The organism is Rugamonas violacea (assembly GCF_016461825.1).
Lineage (GTDB): Bacteria > Pseudomonadota > Gammaproteobacteria > Burkholderiales > Burkholderiaceae_D > Rugamonas.
In genome coordinates this window covers 142,669-163,821 of the sequence record NZ_JAEMNU010000022.1, presented here as the reverse complement: position 1 = coordinate 163,821, position 21,153 = coordinate 142,669, and the positions used below count along the sequence as shown (strand labels likewise).

General features: G+C 67.3%; 19 protein-coding genes. 12 read left to right on the top strand and 7 right to left on the bottom strand.

The features are described 5' to 3' along the window. Nucleotides 1–168: 168 nt before the first annotated feature. The gene (locus H7U20_RS04420) at nucleotides 169–1,614 is read left to right on the top strand and encodes a serine hydrolase (RefSeq protein WP_199518390.1); all 1,446 of its coding nucleotides are present in this window, start codon (nucleotides 169–171) and stop codon (nucleotides 1,612–1,614) included. A gap of 49 nt (nucleotides 1,615–1,663) precedes the next feature. On the opposite strand, the gene H7U20_RS04415 is transcribed toward H7U20_RS04420, so the two are convergent. The 6 genes from H7U20_RS04415 to H7U20_RS04390 form a co-directional block, all read right to left on the bottom strand. Next, nucleotides 1,664–2,434: a LytR/AlgR family response regulator transcription factor gene (locus H7U20_RS04415; protein WP_199518389.1), complete on the bottom strand. Its 771-nt coding sequence runs from the start codon at nucleotides 2,432–2,434 to the stop codon at nucleotides 1,664–1,666. Next, the gene (locus H7U20_RS04410) at nucleotides 2,431–3,564 is read right to left on the bottom strand and encodes a sensor histidine kinase (RefSeq protein WP_233410493.1); all 1,134 of its coding nucleotides are present in this window, start codon (nucleotides 3,562–3,564) and stop codon (nucleotides 2,431–2,433) included. The genes H7U20_RS04415 and H7U20_RS04410 overlap by 4 nt, the downstream gene beginning before the upstream one ends. Before the next feature lie 246 nt (nucleotides 3,565–3,810). Continuing rightward, nucleotides 3,811–4,551 (bottom strand): acetoacetyl-CoA reductase, encoded by a 741-nt coding sequence (gene phbB / locus H7U20_RS04405; RefSeq protein ID WP_199518388.1) that lies wholly within the window; start codon nucleotides 4,549–4,551, stop codon nucleotides 3,811–3,813. A 104-nt stretch (nucleotides 4,552–4,655) separates the two neighbouring features. Then, on the bottom strand, nucleotides 4,656–5,834 hold the full coding sequence (locus H7U20_RS04400) for an acetyl-CoA C-acetyltransferase (protein WP_199518387.1): 1,179 nt from the start codon (nucleotides 5,832–5,834) through the stop codon (nucleotides 4,656–4,658). Nucleotides 5,835–5,980: 146 nt separating this feature from the next. After that, nucleotides 5,981–6,181 (bottom strand): hypothetical protein, encoded by a 201-nt coding sequence (locus tag H7U20_RS04395; protein ID WP_199518386.1) that lies wholly within the window; start codon nucleotides 6,179–6,181, stop codon nucleotides 5,981–5,983. A 148-nt stretch (nucleotides 6,182–6,329) separates the two neighbouring features. Beyond that, nucleotides 6,330–7,238, bottom strand: coding sequence for a LysR family transcriptional regulator (locus tag H7U20_RS04390; RefSeq protein ID WP_199518385.1), 909 nt, complete (start codon nucleotides 7,236–7,238; stop codon nucleotides 6,330–6,332). Nucleotides 7,239–7,345: 107 nt separating this feature from the next. Here H7U20_RS04390 and metE point away from each other — a divergent pair, with 107 nt between their 5' ends. The 11 genes from metE (at nucleotide 7,346) to H7U20_RS04335 (ending at nucleotide 20,379) form a co-directional block, all read left to right on the top strand. Further along, nucleotides 7,346–9,805, top strand: a complete 2,460-nt coding sequence (metE, locus tag H7U20_RS04385) for a 5-methyltetrahydropteroyltriglutamate--homocysteine S-methyltransferase (RefSeq protein ID WP_199518384.1) — start codon at nucleotides 7,346–7,348, stop codon at nucleotides 9,803–9,805. 250 nt (nucleotides 9,806–10,055) lie between these two features. Beyond that, nucleotides 10,056–10,853 carry a septum site-determining protein MinC gene (gene minC, locus H7U20_RS04380; RefSeq protein ID WP_199518383.1) on the top strand — a complete coding sequence of 266 codons (798 nt, stop codon included), beginning with the start codon at nucleotides 10,056–10,058 and terminating at the stop codon, nucleotides 10,851–10,853. Between the two features lie 37 nt (nucleotides 10,854–10,890). After that, the gene (gene minD, locus H7U20_RS04375; RefSeq protein ID WP_093385600.1) at nucleotides 10,891–11,706 is read left to right on the top strand and encodes a septum site-determining protein MinD; all 816 of its coding nucleotides are present in this window, start codon (nucleotides 10,891–10,893) and stop codon (nucleotides 11,704–11,706) included. Between the two features lies 1 nt (nucleotide 11,707). Further along, nucleotides 11,708–11,959, top strand: a complete 252-nt coding sequence (gene minE / locus H7U20_RS04370; RefSeq protein ID WP_093385603.1) for a cell division topological specificity factor MinE — start codon at nucleotides 11,708–11,710, stop codon at nucleotides 11,957–11,959. Between the two features lie 723 nt (nucleotides 11,960–12,682). Next, a complete protein-coding gene (locus H7U20_RS04365; protein WP_199518382.1) occupies nucleotides 12,683–13,372 on the top strand; it encodes a response regulator transcription factor in 690 nt (229 codons plus the stop codon). A 92-nt stretch (nucleotides 13,373–13,464) separates the two neighbouring features. Next, entirely contained in the window at nucleotides 13,465–14,739 is a 1,275-nt protein-coding gene (gene hemA, locus H7U20_RS04360) for a glutamyl-tRNA reductase (protein WP_199518381.1), read from the top strand. 100 nt (nucleotides 14,740–14,839) lie between these two features. Continuing rightward, nucleotides 14,840–15,916 carry a peptide chain release factor 1 gene (prfA, locus tag H7U20_RS04355; protein WP_199518380.1) on the top strand — a complete coding sequence of 359 codons (1,077 nt, stop codon included), beginning with the start codon at nucleotides 14,840–14,842 and terminating at the stop codon, nucleotides 15,914–15,916. Between the two features lie 253 nt (nucleotides 15,917–16,169). After that, nucleotides 16,170–16,643 (top strand): disulfide bond formation protein B, encoded by a 474-nt coding sequence (locus tag H7U20_RS04350; RefSeq protein ID WP_199518379.1) that lies wholly within the window; start codon nucleotides 16,170–16,172, stop codon nucleotides 16,641–16,643. Beyond that, entirely contained in the window at nucleotides 16,640–17,512 is an 873-nt protein-coding gene (gene prmC / locus H7U20_RS04345; protein WP_199518378.1) for a peptide chain release factor N(5)-glutamine methyltransferase, read from the top strand. The genes H7U20_RS04350 and prmC overlap by 4 nt, the downstream gene beginning before the upstream one ends. Nucleotides 17,513–17,723: 211 nt before the next feature. After that, nucleotides 17,724–19,322: a glutamate--cysteine ligase gene (gene gshA, locus H7U20_RS04340; RefSeq protein ID WP_199518377.1), complete on the top strand. Its 1,599-nt coding sequence runs from the start codon at nucleotides 17,724–17,726 to the stop codon at nucleotides 19,320–19,322. Between the two features lie 13 nt (nucleotides 19,323–19,335). After that, nucleotides 19,336–20,379, top strand: coding sequence for a histone deacetylase family protein (locus H7U20_RS04335; protein WP_199518376.1), 1,044 nt, complete (start codon nucleotides 19,336–19,338; stop codon nucleotides 20,377–20,379). A 30-nt stretch (nucleotides 20,380–20,409) separates the two neighbouring features. Here the strand turns inward: H7U20_RS04335 and H7U20_RS04330 are convergent, their stop codons facing one another. Beyond that, nucleotides 20,410–21,153, bottom strand: a complete 744-nt coding sequence (locus H7U20_RS04330; protein ID WP_233410492.1) for a M48 family metallopeptidase — start codon at nucleotides 21,151–21,153, stop codon at nucleotides 20,410–20,412.

The window sequence follows — 21,153 nt, the reverse complement described above, 5'->3', positions numbered from 1 at the left end:
TTGAGCAGGCGGCGGCGACAAAACCCGCCGGCGGCCCGCCGCCCATCCGCGATTTCGACCACTCGTCCAGCGCAATCGCGCGTTGGTGTGGCGGGCGCCGCCGCGGCGCTGCGGCGCCGCTAGGCTGTCGACATTCCCCACCACCGCGGCCACGCCGACCAGACCATCATGCACACCACCTCGATCCGCCCAAACAGCCTGCACACCATCGGCCTGCTCCTCCTTTCCCTGCTGGCCGTTCCGGCCTGCGCCCAGGCGCCGGCGGCTGCCATCGCCGCCGCCGGCGCGGCCGCGCCCTTGGGCGAGCGAAGCTTCGACGAGGCGCTGGCAGGCTACTTCTCGGCCGAGCGGCCCGGCGCCACCGTCATCGTCACGCGCGACGGCAAGACGCTGTTCCGCAAGGCCTATGGCCTGGCCAACGTCGACGCCAAGGCGGCGCTGCGGCCGGACACGACCATGCGGATCGGCTCGATCACCAAGCAATTCACCGCCGTGGCCATCCTGCAACTGGTCGAGGCCGGCAAGCTCAAGCTGAGCGACGACGTCCGGACCCTGCTGCCGCTCTTGCCATCCAAGGGCCAGACGATCACCGTCGAGCACCTGCTCACGCACACCTCCGGCCTGAAGAATTTCTTCGCCATGCCGGGCTTTGCGGCCTTGGCCGCGCAGCAGGTCGACACCGCCCAGGTGTTCGACTTTTTCAAGGACCAGCCGCTCGAATTCGAGCCCGGCCAACGCTTCGCCTACAGCAACACCGGCTACTTCCTGCTCGGCCTGATCATCGAAAAAGTCAGCGGCATGGGCTATGCCGACTATCTGGAAAAGAATATCTTCGCCCCGCTGCAGATGCGCCACACGGCCTATGAGGGCAGGGAGAGCCGCGCCTTGGCCCGCGCCGACGGCTACTCGCCCGGCCCGGACGGCGTGCGCCCGGCGCCGGCCATCAGCATCGATCTCGCCTACGCCGCCGGCGGCCTGCGCTCGACGGTCGACGACCTCGCCCTGTGGGACCAGGCCATCGGCGGCCAGAAACTGCTCAAGCCGGCGTCCTGGGCGCGGACGGTACAGCCCTACCGGCTCAACGACGGCAGCTACACCGAGTACGGCCACGGCTGGATGCTGTTCCCGCTGCGCGACGTGAAGGCGCAGTCGCACGACGGCATGGTGCCGGGCTTCAACAGCTTCGTCACCCGGCTTCCCGAGCAGAAGGTGTTCGTCGCCGTGCTCGGCAACAACGCCGGCCTGCATCCGGGCGCGGCCTATCTGGCCCAGAAGATCGCCGCCATCGCCATCGGCAAACCGTTCCCGGAGTACAGCGCGATCAAGCTGCCGGCGGCGGCGCTGGACCAGTTCGTCGGCAACTACCGGATCAACGACAAGGAAAGCCGGCTGGTCGGCCGCGACGGCGAACAGTTGTACATGCAGCGCAGCGGCCGTGGCAAGATGCCGATCCTGCCGTACTCGGCCAACGAATTCTTCGTCAAGGACAGTCCGAACCGGGTCCACCTGCGCTTCGAGCAGGCGGCCGACGGCACGGTCAGCCAGATGACGCTGGTACAGGACGACCAGGTCAGCGTGTCGCCGCGCGTCGCCGGCAAGGGCGGCGCGGAGTAAGCCCGGGCGGTGGGCGGACCGGGGGTGGCGCCGCATCGCCGCTTGCCCACTACAGCTTCATCTCCTGCTTGAACATGGCGGCGCGGCGGCGCGACATGCTGACCTTCAAGTCGTCCTGCAAGGTCAGCGTCAAGGCGCCGGCCGGCCCGGGCGCCATGCCGGTGACAAACTTCAGGTTCACGATGTGGCGGCGGCTGGCGCGCAGGAACTGGCTGGCGTCGAGCTTGGCCTCAAGCTGGTTGAGCGAACGCAGCAACAAGGGACGCGACCGCTCCAGATAGACGCGGGTGTAGTTGCCCTCGGATTCGAACAAGGCGATCTGTTCGAGCGCGACGAACCAGCAGCGCTCGCCATCGCGGATGAAGACCTTGGTGTCGCCCGCCACCGGCCGCGCCGGGGCCGGGGCCGGGGCCGCTTGCGCCGTCAGCGCCGGTGGCGGCGCGGATACCGGTGCGAGTGCGGTTGCGGGTGCGCCGCGCGCCGCGCACTTGCGCAGGGCCTGGGCCAGCCGATCCGCCTCGATCGGCTTGAGCAGGTAGTCGAGCGCGTTGGCGTCGAAGGCGCGGATGGCGTACTGGTCGTAGGCGGTGGTGAAGATCACCATGGGCGGATTGTCCAGCGCCGCCAGCAGGTCGAAGCCGCTGCCCTCGGGCATTTGTATGTCCAACAGCAGCAGATCCGGCTCGGCCTGGGCGATCAACTGCAAACCCTCCTCGATGGTGGCCGCCTCGCCGGCCAGCTCAACCCCGGGATGCGCACGCAACAAACGGCGCAGCTCGTTGCGCGCCAGCCTCTCGTCGTCAATGATGACTACTTTCATCCACGCTCCATCGGTAAGACCATGCGCGCCAGCACCCAGCCGTCGCGCTCGGACAGTTCACAACGGGCCTGCGCGCCGTAGCGCAAGGCCAGACGCCGGTTGGCGTTGGCCAGCCCCAGCCGGGTCGAGCCGCTGTGCCCGGCAAGCCGGCCCTGGTTGGCCACGCACAGCGCCAGCCGGCCGCCCTCGGCGCGCGCGCTGATGCGGATCTGGCAGGGCTTGGCCACCGGCTCGACGCCGTATTTGACGGCGTTCTCGACCAGCGTCTGCAAAATCATGCCGGGCAGGCAGACGCCGTCCAAGCCCGCTTCGATTTCCACGCTGACCTGCAGACGCTGCTCGAAGCGCAGCTTTTCCATGCCCAGATACGCGTCGACGGCGGCCAGCTCGTCGGCCAGGCGCACGCTGTCGAGCTGGCCCGCGACGAGGTTGTGGCGCATCATCGCCGACAAGCGGCCGATCGCCTGCGCGGCGGCGGCGGCGTCGTCGTAGACCAGCGAGCGGATGCTGTTGAGGCTGTTGAAGAAGAAGTGCGGATTGATCTGGGCCTGCAGGGCCCGCAGTTGGGCGTCCTTCAGGCTGACCTCGACCTGCAACTTGTCGAATTCGAGGCGCAGGGCGCGGCGGCGCGCCAGCACCAGGCCATAGCACAAGGTCCAGACGAAAAAGATGCCGAACCACATGAAGCTGAGCGCGAACAAGGTGATGCCGACATGCGCGTCGCCCTTGAGGATGCTGCCGTCCTGGACGACGACATTGGCGCCGACCACCACCGCCGCCTGCACCACGCCCATGCCGGCCAGCGCGGCGGCGATCTGCGCCAGGCCGCGCCAGCCCTTGCGCTCGAGCCAGGCGCGCCGGCGCAGCAGCGCGTGCCACAGATGGGACTGGACCAGTCCGCTGGCGACGCTCAACCACTTGATCAGCACGACGCCCGCCATGCCCGCCCCGCTGTCGCTGGCGGAGGTAATCACGGCGGCCAGCGCCAAGGTGCCCCAGCCGGCGCACTGGGCCAGCCAATACTCGCGGCCGCTGGCCTGCAGGACGGGTGGCAACGGCGGCGGGGGATGGGCGCCGACGCGGGCGGACGGCGCGAGGTCGAGCGGCGTGATCGGTGGGCTGGCGTTCAATGCGATGTCAATTCCGTTCAAAGCATGCGGGAGCGGCGGCCGGCGTGGCCTCCGGCGCGGAAATTGTTGCCAGTATATCAAATCGCTGTTCACTCATTGCTTGGACGGCAAACCACAAACCCATCGCAGTGAAGGAAGACAAACAGCCTGGCTCAAAAACAAAATGCCGCCCAGTCGGTTCAACTGGGCGGCATGCTCGCCGTGACGCGGCTCGCGCGCGCCGGTCGCCCGGCACGGCTGTGACGGTTAGGACATGTGCTGGCCGCCGTTGATGGCGATGTTGGCGCCGGTGACGAAGGCCGCCTCGTCCGACGACAGATAGGCCACCAGGCCGGCCACTTCTTCCGGCTTGCCCAGGCGGGCCATCGGAATCTGCGGGATGATCTTCGAATCGAGCACTTCCTGCGGGATCTCCATCACCATCTTGGTGCCGATATAGCCCGGCGAGATGGTGTTGACGGTCACGCCCTTGCGCGCCACTTCCAGGGCCAGCGCCTTGGTGAAGCCGTGCATGCCGGCCTTGGCGGCCGAGTAGTTGGTCTGGCCGAAGGCGCCCTTCTGGCCGTTGACCGACGAGATGTTGATGATGCGGCCCCAGCCGCGCTCGACCATGCCGTCGCAGACCGGCTTGGTCATGTTGAAGACGGAATCCAGGTTGGTGGCCATGACGGCGTCCCAGTTCGGCTTGTCCATTTTCTTGAAGGTCATGTCGCGCGTGATGCCGGCGTTGTTGACCAACACATCGATCGGGCCGATGTCCTTCTCGATCGCCGCCACGCAGGTCTGGGCCGAATCGTAGTCGGCCACATCGCAAGGATAGGCGCGGAAGTTGTAGCCCTGGTCGCGGGTGGTGGCCAGCCAGGCTTCTACTTTTTGATTGCCAGGGGAATACGTCGTGACCACGTTATAGCCCAGTGCCGCCAGCTTGAAACACACCGCTTCGCCCAGACCGCCCATGCCACCGGTTACCAATGCAACTCTTGCCATTTTTCGTCCCCTCAGTTGTTCAACAGCCAATAAAGAAAATTGTGCTCACTGCAAACCTTGCGAAACCTTGCGACCGGGNNNNCCCCCCCCCCCCCGCGCCGGGCTTACGCGCGTTCGATCGCCAAGGCCACGCCCATGCCGCCGCCGATGCACAGCGAGGCCAGGCCCTTCTTGGCGTCGCGCCGCACCATCTCGTGCAGCAGCGTCACCAGGATGCGGGCGCCGGACGCGCCGATCGGGTGGCCGATGGCGATGGCGCCGCCATTGACGTTGATCTTGCTGGTATCCCAGCCCATCTCCTTGTTGACGGCGATGGCTTGGGCGGCGAAGGCCTCGTTGATCTCCATCAGGTCCAGGTCGTCCGGGGTCCAGCCGGCCTTTTTCAGGCACAGGCGCGAGGCCGAGACGGGGCCCATGCCCATGAAGGCCGGGTCGATGCCGGACGAGGCGTAGGCCTTGACGCGGGCCAGCGGGGTCAAACCCAGCTCCTTGGCCTGCTTGGCCGACATCATGATGACGGCGGCGGCGCCGTCGTTGATGCCCGAGGCGTTGCCGGCGGTGACGCTGCCGGCCTTGTCGAAAGCGGGACGCAGCGAGGACAGCGACTCAATGGTCGAGCCCGGTTTGATGTATTCGTCGTTGTCGAAGACGATGCTGCCCTTCTTCTGCACGATCTCCAGCGGCAGGATCTCGTCCTTGAACTTGCCGGCTTTTTGCGCAGCTTCCGCCTTCAGCTGCGATTGCAGCGCGAACTCGTCCTGCTCGGTGCGCGAGATCTCGTATTTCTTCGCGACGTTCTCGGCGGTGACGCCCATGTGGTACTGGTTGTAGACGTCCCACAGGCCGTCGACGATCATGGTGTCGACCATCTTGGCGTCGCCCATGCGGAAGCCGTCGCGCGAACCGTTCAGCGCATGCGGCGCGGCGCTCATGTTCTCCTGGCCGCCGGCGATGATGATGTTGGCGTCGCCGCATTTGATCGCCTGGGCCGCCAGATGGGTGGCCTTCAGGCCGCTGCCGCACACCTTGTTGATGGTGTAGGCCGGGATGCTGCTCGGCAGGCCCGCCTTGATGACGGCCTGGCGTGCCGGATTCTGGCCGACGGCGGCGGTCAGCACCTGGCCGAGGATGGCTTCGCTGATCAGGTTGGGATCGATACCGGTCTGCGCCAGCAAACCTTTGATGACGTGGGCGCCCAGCTCGGACGCCGCAATCTTGGCCAGGCTACCACCAAACTTGCCAACCGCAGTGCGGCCGGCGGCCACAATAACTACCTCATCCATTTATTTCTCCAATACTAAGGTTAAGCCACAATCAGTCCTGCCAATATTGCTCCACAACCAGTGCCAGCCTCATTCGCGAGGACATTCCTGGTTTTTATCATACGCTTCCGCCACGCCGGCGCGGGCGGTTTTTGGGAAATCGAGGGTCAGCGGGTCCGCTGCGCCGCCAGCAACTGCCGCGTCGCGACGGTGCTTTCGGCCAGCGAGCTGCGGAAAGCGTCCACGTTGCGCTCCACCTGGGCCAGGCTGCTGTCGAAGGCGGCCTCGGTGAGAGCATGGATGCTGGCCAGTTGGGCCTCGTACAGGGCGCGGCCGGCGATCGCGAATTGTTCCGAAATGATAAACATGGCGTTCCTTATCACATTGATCGAATTGTTCCGCCGTGCAAACGTATCGTTCTCACCACACAGCCACCCATGCTAAGGGCCGTCATCCAACTCAGCCTTGATGAAAATCAAACCATCGCTTGCATTCTGAATAAACAGTGATAAAAAGTCACGATAATAATTTGATACCATCCAGCGTGCTGGCGCACTGCTCGCGTATCACGTTGACGAAGTCCAGCACATAGGCTTTCTGCTGCAGCGCCGGCGGCACGGAGACGAACAAATCGCTCCACAAACCCTGCTCGCCGACCGGCCGCGCCACCACATAATCATAGTCGACATAATTCTTGATGGCCCAGTTGGGCAGCGCGGCGACGCCGCGCCGGCTCGCCACCAGTTGCAGGATGGCCACGGTCAACTCGGCGCTGCGCCGCTCGAACTGCACGCCGGCCGGGCGCAGCACCTCGCGGATCAAATCGATGCGCGTCTCCGGCACCGGGTAGGTGATCAGGGTCTCGCCCTCGAAGTCGCTGGCGGCCAGCCGGCGCAGCGCCTGCAGGCGGTGCTTCTGCGCCATCACCACCAGAATTTCGAAGCGGAACAGGGGGAAGGTGGCGAAGTCCGGACCGTAGGGCGAGCCGATCACCAGGTCGGCCTCGCCGCTGCGCAGCAGCTCGGCCGGCTCGCTGTGGAAGCCCGACACCAGGTCGATCTCGACCTCCGGCCAGCGGCGGCGGAACTCGTCCATCACCGGCATCAGCCAATCGAAACAGGTGTGGCACTCCAGCGCGACGCGCAACTGGCCCTGGTCGCCCTGCGACAGGCGCGACACTTCGCGCTCGCACTGCTCGATCTCGGGCAGCAGCAGGTCGGCCAGCTTGAGCAGCCGGGCGCCGGTGGCGGTAAAGCCGATCGGCACCGATTTGCGCTCAAAAAGCGGCCCACCGTAGCGATCTTCCAGCAATTTGATTTGATGCGACAGGGCCGACTGGGTCAGGTTGAGAAGTTGCGCAGCCCGCACCAGGCTGCCGGCCGAGCGTAGCGCGCTCAGCGTGCGTAGATGGCGAATCTCTAGCATGGTCTATGTATGAATTCTTTTCATGTTAAGTCGCAAAATCTTTCGTTTTGATTATAAATCAGAATGCGCCACACTTTATCGCACCATTATTAAATGCGAATGACATCATGACAAAAAATATACAAATCCATATTCCCGGCTTCCCCCGCATCGGCGCCAAGCGCGAACTGAAGCAGGCGCTGGAGTCGCACTGGCGCGGCGACACCCCGGCCGAGGCGCTGGAACAAACCGGCCGCGAGCTGCGCGCGCGCCACTGGGCGCTGCAACGCGACGCCGGCCTCGACTTCGTCACCGTGGGCGACTTCGCCTTCTACGACCAGGTCGCCAACCACATCCAGCTGTTCGGCTGCGAGCCGGCGCGCTTCGCTTTCGACCCGGCCACGCCGCCGCTGCAACGCTACTTCGCCATGGCGCGCGGCGTCGGCAAGAACATTGACGGCAACGGCGACGCCCCGGCCGCCTGCGGCAACCCCGCCTGCGCCGGGCACGCCGCCGAGGCGGGCGCCAACGCCAACGCCAACGCCGACGCAGCAGCCGACGCCAGCGCCGGACACGCCGAACACAGCGCTCATGCCGGGCAGTCCGAGCAATCCGGCCACGAAGGCCACCACGGCGCCGCGCTGGAAATGACCAAGTGGTTCGACACCAACTACCACTACCTGGTGCCGGAGTTCTCGCCGCTGACCCGCTTCGAACTGGCCGGCGAGCGCCTGCTGGCCGAGGTGGCCGAGGCGCAGGCGCTGGGCCACGCCGTCAAGGCCGTTCTGCTGGGACCGCTGACCTTCCTCTGGCTGGGCAAGAGCAAGCGCGCCGGCTTCGACCGCCTGTCGCTGCTGCAACAATTGCTGCCGGTCTACGGCGCCCTGCTCGACCGCCTGAAAACGCTGGGCGTTTCCTGGGTGCAGATCGACGAGCCCATCCTCGGCCTCGACCTGCCCGGCGACTGGCGCAACGCCTTCGACCCGACCTACTGGCAGTTGAACCAGGTCGGCGTGCCGCTGCTGCTGGCCACCTATTTCTCGCCGCTGGAAGAAAACCTGAGCCTGGCCTGCCGCCTGCCGGTGGCCGGCCTGCACGTCGACGGCGTGCGCGCCGCCCACGAGCTGACCAGCATCGCCGACTGGCTGCCGCACCACAAGGTGCTGTCGGTCGGCATCGTCGACGGCCGCAACATCTGGCGCACCGACCTCGACGCCGCCTTGGCCGCGCTGGCGCCGCTGCTGGCCAAGCGCGGCGGCAAGCTGTGGCTGTCCACCTCCTGCTCGCTGCTGCACGTGCCCTTCAGCCTGGCCGAGGAGGACCAGCTCGACGCCGAGGTGCGCGGCTGGCTGGCCTGCGCCACCGAAAAGCTGGCCGAGCTGGCCCTGCTGCAACACACCCTGGCCGGCGCCGACACCGCCGCCGCCCTGCAACAATCGCGTCTGGCCATCGCCGGCCGCCGCGCCAGCGCGCGCGTGCACAACGGCGCCGTGGCGGCCCGCCTGGCCGCGCTGCCGGCCGACGCCGACCGCCGCCAAGCGCCCTTCGCCGCGCGCCAGACGGCGCAGCGCGAACGCCTGCGCCTGCCGCTGTTCCCCACCACCACCATCGGCTCCTTCCCGCAGACGGCGGCGATCCGCGCCGCCCGCGCCGGCTTCAAGCGCGGCGAACTGGACGCCGGCCAATACCGGAGCGCGATGCGCGCCGAGATCGCCGACGCCGTGCGACGCCAGGAGGCGCTGGGGCTGGACGTGCTGGTGCACGGCGAGGCCGAGCGCAACGACATGGTCGAATATTTCGGCGAGCAGCTCGACGGCTTCGCCTTCACCCGCTACGGCTGGGTGCAATCCTACGGCTCGCGCTGCGTCAAGCCGCCGCTCATCTTCGGCGACGTGGCGCGGCCGCGCGCCATGACGGTGGACTGGACGGTGCACGCGCAAAGCCTGACGGCGCGGCCGATGAAGGGCATGCTGACCGGCCCGATCACCATCCTGCAATGGTCCTTCGTGCGCGACGACCAACCGCGCGCGCAGACCGCGCTGCAACTGGCGCTGGCCATCCGCGACGAGGTGGCCGACCTGGAGCGGGCCGGCATCGCCATCATCCAGATCGACGAGCCGGCCGTGCGCGAAGGCCTGCCGCTGCGCCGCGGCCGCTGGGACGACTATCTGGGCTGGGCCACCCGCGCCTTCCGCGTCGCCGCCGGCGCGGCGGCCGACACGACGCAGATCCACACCCACATGTGCTACGCCGAGTTCAACGACATCCTGCCGCAGATCGCCGCGATGGACGCCGACGTCATCACCATCGAGACCAGCCGCTCGGACATGGAGCTGCTGAACGGCTTCGGCCAGTTCCGCTACCCCAACGAGATCGGCCCCGGCGTCTACGACATCCACTCGCCGCGCGTGCCCGACGCGGCCGAGATGGTGCGCCTGCTGCGCAAGGCCAGCGCGGTGATTCCCGCCGGCAACCTGTGGGTCAATCCGGACTGCGGCCTGAAGACCCGTGGCTGGGCCGAGACCGAGGCGGCGCTGCGCCACATGGTGGCGGCGGCGCGCCGGCTGCGCGCCGAGCAGGCCGACTAGGCAAGCCCCCACCCGACGGCGAAGGGCCGGGGTCGGACCCGCCGGGTCCGACCCCAGGGGGGCCGCTGGGTTTTCCGCGCCGCCGCGCCAGCCCGCATGGCGGCGCGCTTTGATTGCGCACACCCTCCCATTTCCCGGCTTTCCACAGTAAAATGCTTGTGCCCGCGCATCAGCGCGACGTTATCGCCCAGGTGACAGCGGAGGGCAACTCTGGCCCCAGCCTTTCGCCGACCCACAAATCATTTCGCCCATGTCCAAAAGCCTGTTCCAAAAGCCGATCGAGATCAAGATTTCCACCGTGGTCGCGGTGTCCGCCATCCTCTCCACCGCCGACCGCATCGCGCTCGACGCCGCGCTCAAGGAAATGACCGGCGGCAGCACCGATTTCTTCGAGGACGACCTGACCGTCATCGACATCGGCAACCTGGCGCCCAGCGCCGAGCCGGTCGACTGGGACGGCATCATCGCCCTGCTCAAGCAATACCGCCTGAACCCGGTGGCGGTGCGCAACGCCGCGCCCGAGATGGCGGCGGCGATCGCCGCCCACGGCCTGACCGTCGAGCCGGCCAACCGCCGCCGCGACGAGGCCGAGGCCGCCGAGGCCAAACCGGCCAAGCCGGCGCCCGCGCCGGCCGCGCCGGTGCCGGTACCCGGCCCGGCCGCGCTGGCCAACGTCAGCGCCGCCACCGCGCTGCTGACGCCCGGCACCATGATCATCGACACGCCGGTGCGCGCCGGCCAGCGCATCTACGCCCGCGGCTGCGACCTGATCATCACCGCCGTCGTCAACAACGGCGCCGAAATCATCGCCGACGGCAGCATCCACGTCTACAACACCCTGAACGGACGCGCCCTGGCCGGCGCCTCCGGCAACGCCGACGCGCGCATCTTCGCGCTCGGCATGGCGCCCGAACTGGTCTCGATCGCCGGCGTCTACCGCACCTTCGAGGACGGTTTCCCCGCCGAGTTCGCCCGCGTGCCGGCGCAAATTCGCTTGGTCGGCGACCGAATCGATATACTATCTGTCAATTCCGCATCCCGCGCTTAAGCCACGGCTTCTGCACGCACTCTGAAAAGGATTATTTGTGGCAAGAATTATTGTTGTAACGTCCGGCAAGGGCGGTGTCGGTAAGACGACTTCCAGCGCCAGCTTCTCCACCGGTCTGGCCATGCGCGGCCACAAGACCGCCGTGATCGACTTCGACGTCGGCCTGCGCAACCTCGACCTGATCATGGGCTGCGAACGCCGCGTGGTGTACGACCTGATCAACGTGATCAACAAGGAGGCCTCGCTGACCCAGGCCATGATCAAGGACAAGCACTGCGACAACCTGTTCATCCTGCCCGCCTCGCAGACCCGCGACAAGGACGCCCTGTCCGAGGACGGCGTCGAGCAGGTGTTGCACGAAATGATCAACATGGGCTTCGAGTACATCATCTGCGACTCGCCGGCCGGCATCGAACACGGCGCGCTGATGGCGCTGACCTTCGCCGACGAAGCCATCATCGTCACCAACCCGGAAGTGTCGTCGGTGCGCGATTCCGACCGCATCCTCGGCATCATCCAGGCCAAGTCGCGCCGCGCCCAGACCGGCGGCGAACCGGTCAAGGAACATTTGCTGATCACCCGCTACTCGCCGAAACGGGTCGAGGCCGACGAGATGTTGTCGCACGAGGACGTGCAGGAGATCCTGCGCATCCCGCTGATCGGCATCATCCCCGAATCGGAATCGGTGCTGCACGCCTCCAACCAGGGCAACCCGGCGATTCACTTCAAGGGCACCGACGTGGCGGAGGCCTACGAAGACGTGGTCTCGCGCTTCCTCGGCCAGGACGTGCCGCTGCGCTTTACCACCTACGAAAAGCCCGGCCTGCTGCAGCGCATTTTTGGGAGCAAGTGACATGGCTCTGCTTTCTTTTCTGTTCCCTTCCAAACCGAAAACCGCCTCGGCGGCCAAGGAACGGCTGCAGATCATCATCGCGCGCGAGCGCAACGGCCGTGGCGGCCCGGACTTCCTGCCCGCCCTGCACAAGGAGCTGATCGAGGTGATCTCCAAGTACACCAAGGTCAACGCCGACGACATCAAGATCTCGCTGGACCGCCAGGGCAACCTGGAGGTGCTCGACGTCAACGTGGTGCTGCCGGACGCCTGAGCCGCCGCCCTTCCTGCCCTAGCGGCAAGGCCGGCGCCGACGGCGCCGGCGCGCCGCCGGCGGCCGCCGTTTGTCCGCCGCTGCCGGCCGTCGCCAGTTTGTCCGCCCCTTGCGGCCGCCGCCGTCTGCACGCCCCTTGCGGCCGCCCCGCGGGCCGCGCCGTTACATTCCGCGTGGCACACTTCGTGTCACAAACTTACCCTTTAGCACCTTATCCCCGCTGTCCGCCGCGCCACGCCGGCCGCCTATACAACTGGCGCGACGCTTGCTCGCGGCCGGCGGCGCGGCCGGCCACCGCGGCGGCCCGGCCACGCCGCCGCCGCGCGCCCCGCGCAACAGCCGAGCGCCTAGCCGGCGATGGCGGCGCCGGCCAGGCGCCGCCGTCGGGTCCGCCATCCTGCCGCCCATCCCCCTATGAAGCGGTACTGCTCCGGTACTGTCCCGCGCCCCGCGCCGGCGTCCCCACCCGCCCCGGCGACGGCCGCCAAGGCGCCTGCCGACTTGCTTTCCAGCCATTTTTTGATTGAACTTCGGGCGCTACGGGTGTACCGTATAAACGTGAGCTGAGTTCGCATAAAAGTAACACTTATGTCCTAAAGAAAAGATTTTAGCTTTTTTACTAACTAATTTTGTAAATCTCTGTTATATTCAAAGTGACTATTCCTTAACATTTCCCGACGGGTGGCAGAAGTGGTGCCGCCGGTCGCTCTATCCTGTTCAATCATGAGAATCGCCGTACTTGATAACGACCGCAGCCAAGCCGATCTGATATGCCAGGTGCTCACCTCGGCCGGGCACGCCTGCCATAGTTTTCAAACCAGCAAAGACCTGCAGGCGCAATTGCGCAAGGACAGCTATGACATGCTGATCCTCGACTGGCAGGTGGTCGACCTGAGCGGCGCCGAGGTGCTGCGCCGCGTGCGCGAAAAGCTGACCGACAACGCCCCCGTCATGTTCATGACCACCAGCTCCGGCGAGGACGACATCGTCGCCGGCCTGGCCGCCGGCGCCGACGACTATATGATCAAGCCGCTGCGCCGCAGCGAAATGGTGGCGCGGGTGCAGGCGCTGCTGCGGCGCGCCTATCCGGCGCAGAACGGCGCCGAGCAGTTGCAGTTCGGCCAATACATCTTCGAGACGCGGCCGGGCCGCCTGCTGATGGACGGCATCGTGCTCGACGTCACGCACAAGGAGTTCTACCTGGCCTTGCTGTTTTTCCGCAACATCGGCCGGCCGCTGTCGCGCGCCTACATCCACGAGGCGGTGTGGATACGCGAGACGGCCGTGCCCTCGCGCACCATGGACACCCACGTCTCGCGGGTGCGCAACAAGCTGCAACTGAAACCGGAGAACGGCTTCCGCCTGGTGCCGGTGTACAGCTACGGCTACCGGCTGGAGAAGCTGGGCGCCTGAGCCGGCCTGCCCGGCGGCCCGGCCGGGCCGCCGGGCAGGAGACGGGGACAACACGGTATAATGACGCTCAACGCAACCTGCCTGGTCCCGAAATGCAACTGCTCGCCGTCGGCCTGAACCACCACTCCGCTCCCGTATCGCTACGCGAGCAGCTGGCGTTCGCCCCCGAGCAACTGGGCCAGGCGGTGGTGGCGGCGCGCGCCTGGTTCGAACGGCACGACCCGCGCGGCAGCGACGAGGCGGCCATCCTGTCGACCTGCAACCGCACCGAACTGTACGCCGCCAGCCACGGCGCCGGCTCGCTCGACACCGGCGCCCATTTCCTGGCCGACTTCCACAAGCTCAACTACGCCGAGCTGCGCCCCCACCTGTACCTGCTGCCGCAGCACGACGCCGTGCGCCACACCTTCCGCGTCGCTTCCGGGCTCGACTCGATGGTGCTGGGCGAGACGCAGATCCTCGGCCAGATCAAGGACGCCATCCGCACCGCCGACGCCGCCGGCGGCCTCGGCACCTATCTGCACCAGTTGTTCCAGCGCAGCTTCTCGGTCGCCAAGGAGGTGCGCAGCACCACCGAGATCGGCGCCCACAGCGTGTCGATGGCGGCCGCCGCCGTGCGCCTGTCGCAGCGCATCTTCGACAAGATCGCCGAGCAGAACGTGCTGTTCATCGGCGCCGGCGAGATGATCGAGCTGTGCGCCACCCACTTCGCCGCGCAGAATCCGAAAAGCATCACCATCGCCAACCGCACCATGGAGCGCGGCGAGCTGCTGGCGCACCGCTTCAACGGCAAGGCGATCCGCCTGGCCGAGCTGCAGCAGCAGTTGCACCAGTTCGACATCGTCATCTCCTGCACCGCCTCGTCGCTGCCGCTGATCGGCCTCGGCCTGGTCGAGCGGGCCGTCAAGGCGCGCCGCCACAAGCCGATGTTCATGGTCGACCTGGCCGTGCCGCGCGACATCGAGCCGGAGGTCGGCCGCCTCAGCGACGTCTTCCTGTACACCGTCGACGACCTCGGCAAGGTGGTGCAGACCGGCATGGAGAACCGCCAGGCCGCCGTGGCCCAGGCCGAGGCGATCATCGAAACCCGCGTCCAGTCCTTCATGCACTGGATCGACGACCGCGCCGTGGTGCCGGTCATCCAGGGCCTGCAGGAGAGCGGCGAGGCGCTACGCCTGCACGAGCTGGAGCGGGCCCGCAAGCTGCTGGCCAAGGGCGAGGACGTCGACGCCGTGCTCGAAGCCCTGTCGCGCGGCCTGACCGCCAAATTCATGCACGGCCCGCAGCAGGCGCTGCACCGCGCCCAGGGCGAGGAACGGGCGCAACTGGCCACCCTGCTGCCGCAGCTGTTCCGCGGCCGCCGTTAGCGTCCCCGCCGTTTTCCCGCCGCCGCGCGCCGGCGGCCCGGCGCCGCCCCGGCGCCCGCCGCCACTCCCATCCACGACGACCACTCTCACCGAATAAGCTATGAAACCATCAATGCTGGCCAAGCTGGACCAACTGGCGAACCGCCTGGTTGAACTCGACCAATTGCTGATGTCCGAAGGCGCCACCGCCAACATGGACAGTTACCGCAAGATGACCCGCGAACACGCCGAACTGGGCCCGCTGGTGGCGCTCTACCACAACTACCAGGAGGCCAGCGCCGACATCGCCACCGCCCAGGAGATGCTGGCCGATCCGGACATGAAGGACTTCGCCCAGGACGAGATCGAGTCCGCCAAGAGCCGCATGGGCACGCTCGAACGCGAGCTGCAAACCATGCTGCTGCCGAAGGACGTCAACGACGAGCGCAACATCTTCCTGGAGATCCGCGCCGGCACCGGCGGCGACGAGTCGGCCCTGTTCGCCGGCGACCTGCTGCGCATGTACAGCCGCTTCGCCGAGCGCAACCGCTGGCAGGTGGAGATGGTGTCCGAGTCGGCCTCCGACCTGGGCGGCTACCGCGAGGTGATCGTGCGCCTGGTCGGCAACGGCGTCTACTCCAAGCTGAAGTTCGAGTCGGGCGGCCACCGCGTGCAGCGCGTGCCGGCCACCGAAACCCAGGGCCGCATCCACACCTCGGCCTGCACGGTGGCGGTGATGCCCGAGGCCGACGAGGTCGAGGACGTCAACATCAATCCGTCCGAGCTGCGCATCGACACCTACCGCGCCTCCGGCGCCGGCGGCCAGCACATCAACAAGACCGACTCGGCCGTGCGCATCACCCACCTGCCGACCGGCATCGTGGTCGAGTGCCAGGACGACCGCAGCCAGCACAAGAACAAGGCCTCGGCGATGAAGGTGCTGGCGGCGCGCATCAAGGACGTGCAGCTGCGCGAGCAGCAGTCGAAGGAGGCGGCCACCCGCAAGAGCCTGATCGGCTCGGGCGACCGCAGCGAGCGCATCCGCACCTACAACTTCCCGCAGGGCCGCATGACCGACCACCGCATCAACCTGACCCTGTACAAGCTGGACTTCATCATGGACGGCGAGCTCGGCGAGCTGACCAACGCGCTGGCCGCCGAGCACCAGGCCGAGCTGCTGGCCGCGCTGGGCGACTAAGCGCGGCGCCGCTTAAGGGCACACCAAATTGTCGTTCCCGCGTAGGCGGGAACCCATGCTGAGCCAATGGACATGCGGGGTATAGATTCCCGCCTGCGCGGCGGTCCGCCGATGCGGAATGACGGTTTTTCGAGGTGCCCTTAAAGTTTAAGGGCCGACTAAGATCGGCCGCAACACTTTATGCGAGAATGAGCCGCTTCGCCGCCCGCAGCCGCCGGCCGGCGCGGCCCCCTAACCTGACCGGATCTCCCCGATGATTCAAACCCGCACCCTGTTGTTGGCCATCTCCACCGCCTGCCTCGGCCTGCTGGCCACCGCGCTCTACCTGCAGCACAGCCTGGACATGCTGCCCTGCCCGTATTGCGTGATCCAGCGCTATCTGTTCCTGGCCGTCGCCGTCGGCTGCCTGTGGGGCGCCAGCAGCCGCCGGCCGGCGCTGGGCGGCGGCCTCGGCCTGGTCGCCGCGCTGGCCGGCTTGGGCGTGGCCGGCAAGCACCTGTACATCCTGGCCCACCCCGGCCTGTCCTGCGGCATCGACCCGATGGAAACCCTGCTCAACAAGATCCCCACCGCCACCTACCTGCCCTCGGTGTTCCGCGCCGACGGCCTGTGCGAGGACGCCACCGCGCCCTGGCTCGGCATGTCGATCCCGCAGTGGTCGCTGCTGTGGTTCGGCATCTGCGCGCTGGCATTGATCTGGGCGCTGCTGCGCCGCCGCCGCGCATGAGCGGCCCGGGTCGGCCGCCCTTGACGGCGGCGCCGGCGGGCGTCGCCGCCGGCGCCAGCGTCGCCTCGCTGCAGGTGCAAACTGCGCTCGACCCGCTCGACAACCGCATCCTGCTGTGCCACGCGCTGGGCCTGACGCGGGTCGGCCTGATCACCCAGTCGGAACGCCTGCTGAGCGAGGACGAGGCGCGGCGCCTCGCCGCGCTGCTGGCGCGCCGCCTGGCCGGCGAACCGATCGCCTACATCGTCGGCCAGCGCGAGTTCTTCGGCCTGCCCTTCGAGGTCACGCCGGCCGTGCTGATCCCCCGTCCCGACACCGAGCTGCTGGTCGAACTGGCGCTGCAACGCCTGCCGGCCGGCGGCCGCCTGCTCGACATGGGCACCGGCAGCGGCGCCATCGCCGTCGCGCTGGCGCACACCCGGCGCGACGCCGCCGTGACGGCGCTCGACGTCAGCCCGGACGCGCTGGCCGTGGCCGGCCGCAACGCCGCCAACAACGGCGTCGCGCTGCGCCTGCTGCCAAGCGACTGGTACGCCGCGCTGGAACACCAGGACGGCGACGAGGTGTTCGATTTGATCGTCGCCAACCCGCCCTACATCGCCAGCGGCGACCGCCACCTGGCCGAGGGCGACCTGCGCTTCGAGCCGGTCGGCGCCCTGACCGACCACGCCGACGGCCTGGCGGCGCTGCGCCGCATCGTCGCCGGCGCGCCGCGCCATTTGCTGGCGCCGGGCTGGCTGCTGCTGGAACACGGCTACGACCAGTCGGCCGCCGTGCGCGAATTGTTGAGCACTCAAGGATATACCGAGGTGCAAAGCTGGCGCGACCTGGCCGGCATCGAGCGCGTCAGCGGCGGCCGCGTGCCGTAGCGCCGCCGGCCTTGGCGCGGCGTCAAGGCCGGCGTCGACGCCGGCCGCGCCCCGCCGCCGCGACTTTTGTTAATATATCAAGCAATCCTAGGCTGGAAACGGACCGCGCCACGGCGCGCCGGACCGACTTGAAGCCACCTCCGACGCGCTTGCCTGTTTTCGGTTACTCTCGCACAAATATTTTGTTTGATGCACAGAAAGGAAGATCAAATTGTCCAATCTATTGACTCGCCGCCTGGCCCTGCTGGCCGATCGGCAGCACCACGCGCTGCTGGGCGGCCTGCGCGGCATCGAACGAGAAACCCTGCGGGTCGACCCCCACGCCCACCTGGCGGCGACCGCCCATCCAGTCGCGCTCGGTGCCGCCCTGACCCATCCGCAAATCACCACCGACTACGCCGAAGCGCTGCTGGAGTTCATCACCCCGGCCGAGGCCGACATCGGCACCACCATCGCCAAGCTCGACGGCATCCACCGCTACGCCTACAGCAAGCTGGGCCGTGAGCTGCTGTGGAGCCAGTCGATGCCCAGCGTGCTGCCGGACGAGGCGGACATCACCATCGCCTGGTACGGCAAGTCCAACCTGGGCATGCTCAAGCACGTCTACCGGCGCGGCCTGGCGCTGCGCTACGGCAAGGCCATGCAATGCATCGCCGGCATCCACTACAACTACTCGCTGGACGAACGCCTGTGGCGCGTGCTGGCCGAGCACGAGGAAGGCGCCGGCCAGCGCTCGGCGATGGCCTACCAGTCCGAGCGCTACCTGGCGACGATCCGCAACTTCCGCCGCCACAGCTGGCTGCTGATGTACTTGTTCGGCGCCTCGCCGGTGCTGTCGAGCTGCTTCCTGCGCGGCCGCCAGCACAGCCTCGAACGGCTGTCCGACGACACCCTCTACCTGCCCTACGCCACCAGCCTGCGCATGAGCGACCTGGGTTACCAGAACGACGCCCAGTCCGGCCTCAGCCCGCACGAGAACTGCCTCGACAGCTACGTCGCCGCGCTGACCAAGGCGGTCAACCAGCCCTACGAACCCTACGCCAAGCTGGGCACCAAGCGCGACGGCGAATGGGTCCAGCTGAGCACCAACGTGCTGCAGATCGAAAACGAGTACTACGCGACGATCCGGCCGAAGCGGGTGATCCGCACCGGCGAGCGGCCGATCCAGGCGCTGTGCTCGCGCGGCGTGCAATACATCGAAGTGCGCTGCATGGACGTCGACCCGTTCGAGCCGGTCGGCATCAGCGTGGCGACCGGCCGCTTCCTCGACGCCTTCCTGCTGTTCTGCGCGCTGGAGGACAGCGCGCCGATCAGCGAGGCCGAGGGCGCCCGCCACACCGACAACTTTGCCCGCACCGTCAAGGAGGGCCGCCGGCCCGGCCTGATGCTGCACGACGGCGAACGCGAAGTGAGCCTGCGCCAGCTGGGCGGCGAACTGCTGGCGCGCATCGCGCCGGTGGCGGCCCTGCTCGACACGGCGCGCGGCGACACGGTCCACGCCGCGGCGATGACGGCGCAGGCGGCCAAGCTGGCCGACCCCGAGCTGACGCCGTCGGCCCGCGTGCTGGCCGAGCTGCGCGGCAACGGCGGCTCCTTCACCGGCTTCGGCCTGCGCCAGAGCGAGCGCCACGCCGCCTACTTCCGCGCCCATCCGCCGACGGCCGCCGAAGCCGGCTACTTCGACGCCCTGGCCGGCGCCTCGCTGGCCGAACAGGACCAGATGGAGCGCGCGCCGCACATCGACTTCGACGATTATGTCGCGGCCTACCGCGCCAGCAATCTGTGCCACGACAGCGGCGACTGCGACTAGCCATGGCCGCGCGGTGCTGACCTTCTACAACGAACAGCACGGCCAGCACCACGGCCGCGGCGAATTTTTTCGCGGCGCCATGGTGCCCTGCTTCGAGACGCCGGCGCGGGCCGACGCCGTGTTGGCCGAGTTGGGCCGGCGCGGCCTGGGCCGCATCGTCACGCCGCAGGGCGTGCCGCTGATGTCGCTCGAACGCATCCACACGCCGCGCTACCTGCACTTCCTGCGCCACGCCTGGAGCGACTGGCTGGCGCTCGACCCGGCCAACGCCGGCCGCGACGCCATCCCCTCCGTCTGGCCGGTGCGCACGCTGCGCCACGACATCGAGCCGGACAACTTCAGCGCCAAGCTGGGCCTGTACTCGATGGACAGCGGCACGCCGCTGACCGCCGGCACCTGGACCGCCGCCAAGACCGGCGCCGACTGCGCCGTCAACGCCGCCCACGCGCTGCGCCTGGGCGAGCGGGCCAGCTTCGTGCTGAGCCGGCCGCCCGGCCACCACGCCGGCGCCGACTTCTACGGCGGCTACTGCTTCCTCAACAACGCCGCCCTGGCCGCCCAGCACCTGCTCGACGACGGCGCCGGCAAGGTCGCCGTGCTCGACCTCGACTACCACCACGGCAACGGCACGCAGAGCATCTTCTACAGCCGCGCCGACGTGCTGTTCATCTCCCTGCACGCCGACCCGCGCGACGAATACCCGTTCTACCTGGGCCACGCCGACGAGCGCGGCGAGGGCGCCGGCCTGGGCTACAACCTGAACCTGCCGCTGCCGCCCGGCTGCGGCGCCCAGGCCTGGTTCGCCGCGCTGGAGACGGCCTGCATCCGCCTGGCCGGTTTCGGCGCCGACGCGCTGGTGGTCTCGCTCGGCGTCGACACCTTCGCCGGCGACCCGCTGTCGCGCTTCACGCTGCACAGCGCCGACTACCTGCGCCTGGGCGAACGGCTGGCCTATCTGGGCCTGCCGACCGTCTTCATCTTCGAAGGCGGCTACGCCGTCAAGGAACTGGGGGTGAACGTGGTGAATGTGCTGGAAGGCTTCGAGACGGCCTTGTAGCAAGTGGTTGCGATCGTCGTCATCGCTCAGTCAGGCACGCAACAACTCTTCAGCCCTGTTGTCTAGCCTTTCTTTGATCTCGCGCCAACCTGGCAAGGCTCGGTCTAGTGTCTTGTAGAACTTGGGACCATGGTTGTGATGCAGCAAGTGGCATAGCTCGTGCAACAAAACGTAATCAATACACTCACGCGGGGCCTTCACCAACATTGGATTCAATGTGATACGGCCTGCTGGTGAACAGCTTCCCCACTGAACTTTCATAAACTGAAGGCGAGTTGCGGGAAGATCTTTGACCCAGCTTAGCGGGGCCGCCACGACGTCTAAGCGATCAGCAAAAACGTCGCGCGCTCTGCCACGAAACCAATCGTCGAGAGTCTGCTGGATAACGACCGGCGACTGAACTGGCACGGTCACCACGATAAAACCACCACGCATTCGCGCAACCGGGATCACATCCGCCTGAACCATCACTTTTAGTCGATAGCGTCGGCCAAGGTAATGCAGCGACTCGCCGCTCACGTATTCACAGGGCAGTACATGAGCCAGCCTTTCTCGCGCAGCGCCAACATGCTGGCTTATCCAGCGAGCTCGCCTTTTCACTGCTGTCAACACCGCCTCGACAGCTGTTGCCTCGGCCGCGTCTACCAACACACTTCCATCGGGTTCGACATGAATAGCCAGACGCTGTGCAGTACGCAATGGCTGGCGACGCAGGGCAAAGCGGATGAGCTCATCGCCGTACTGGATGCTGTGTTGGGTCAACTGGTTTTCCAT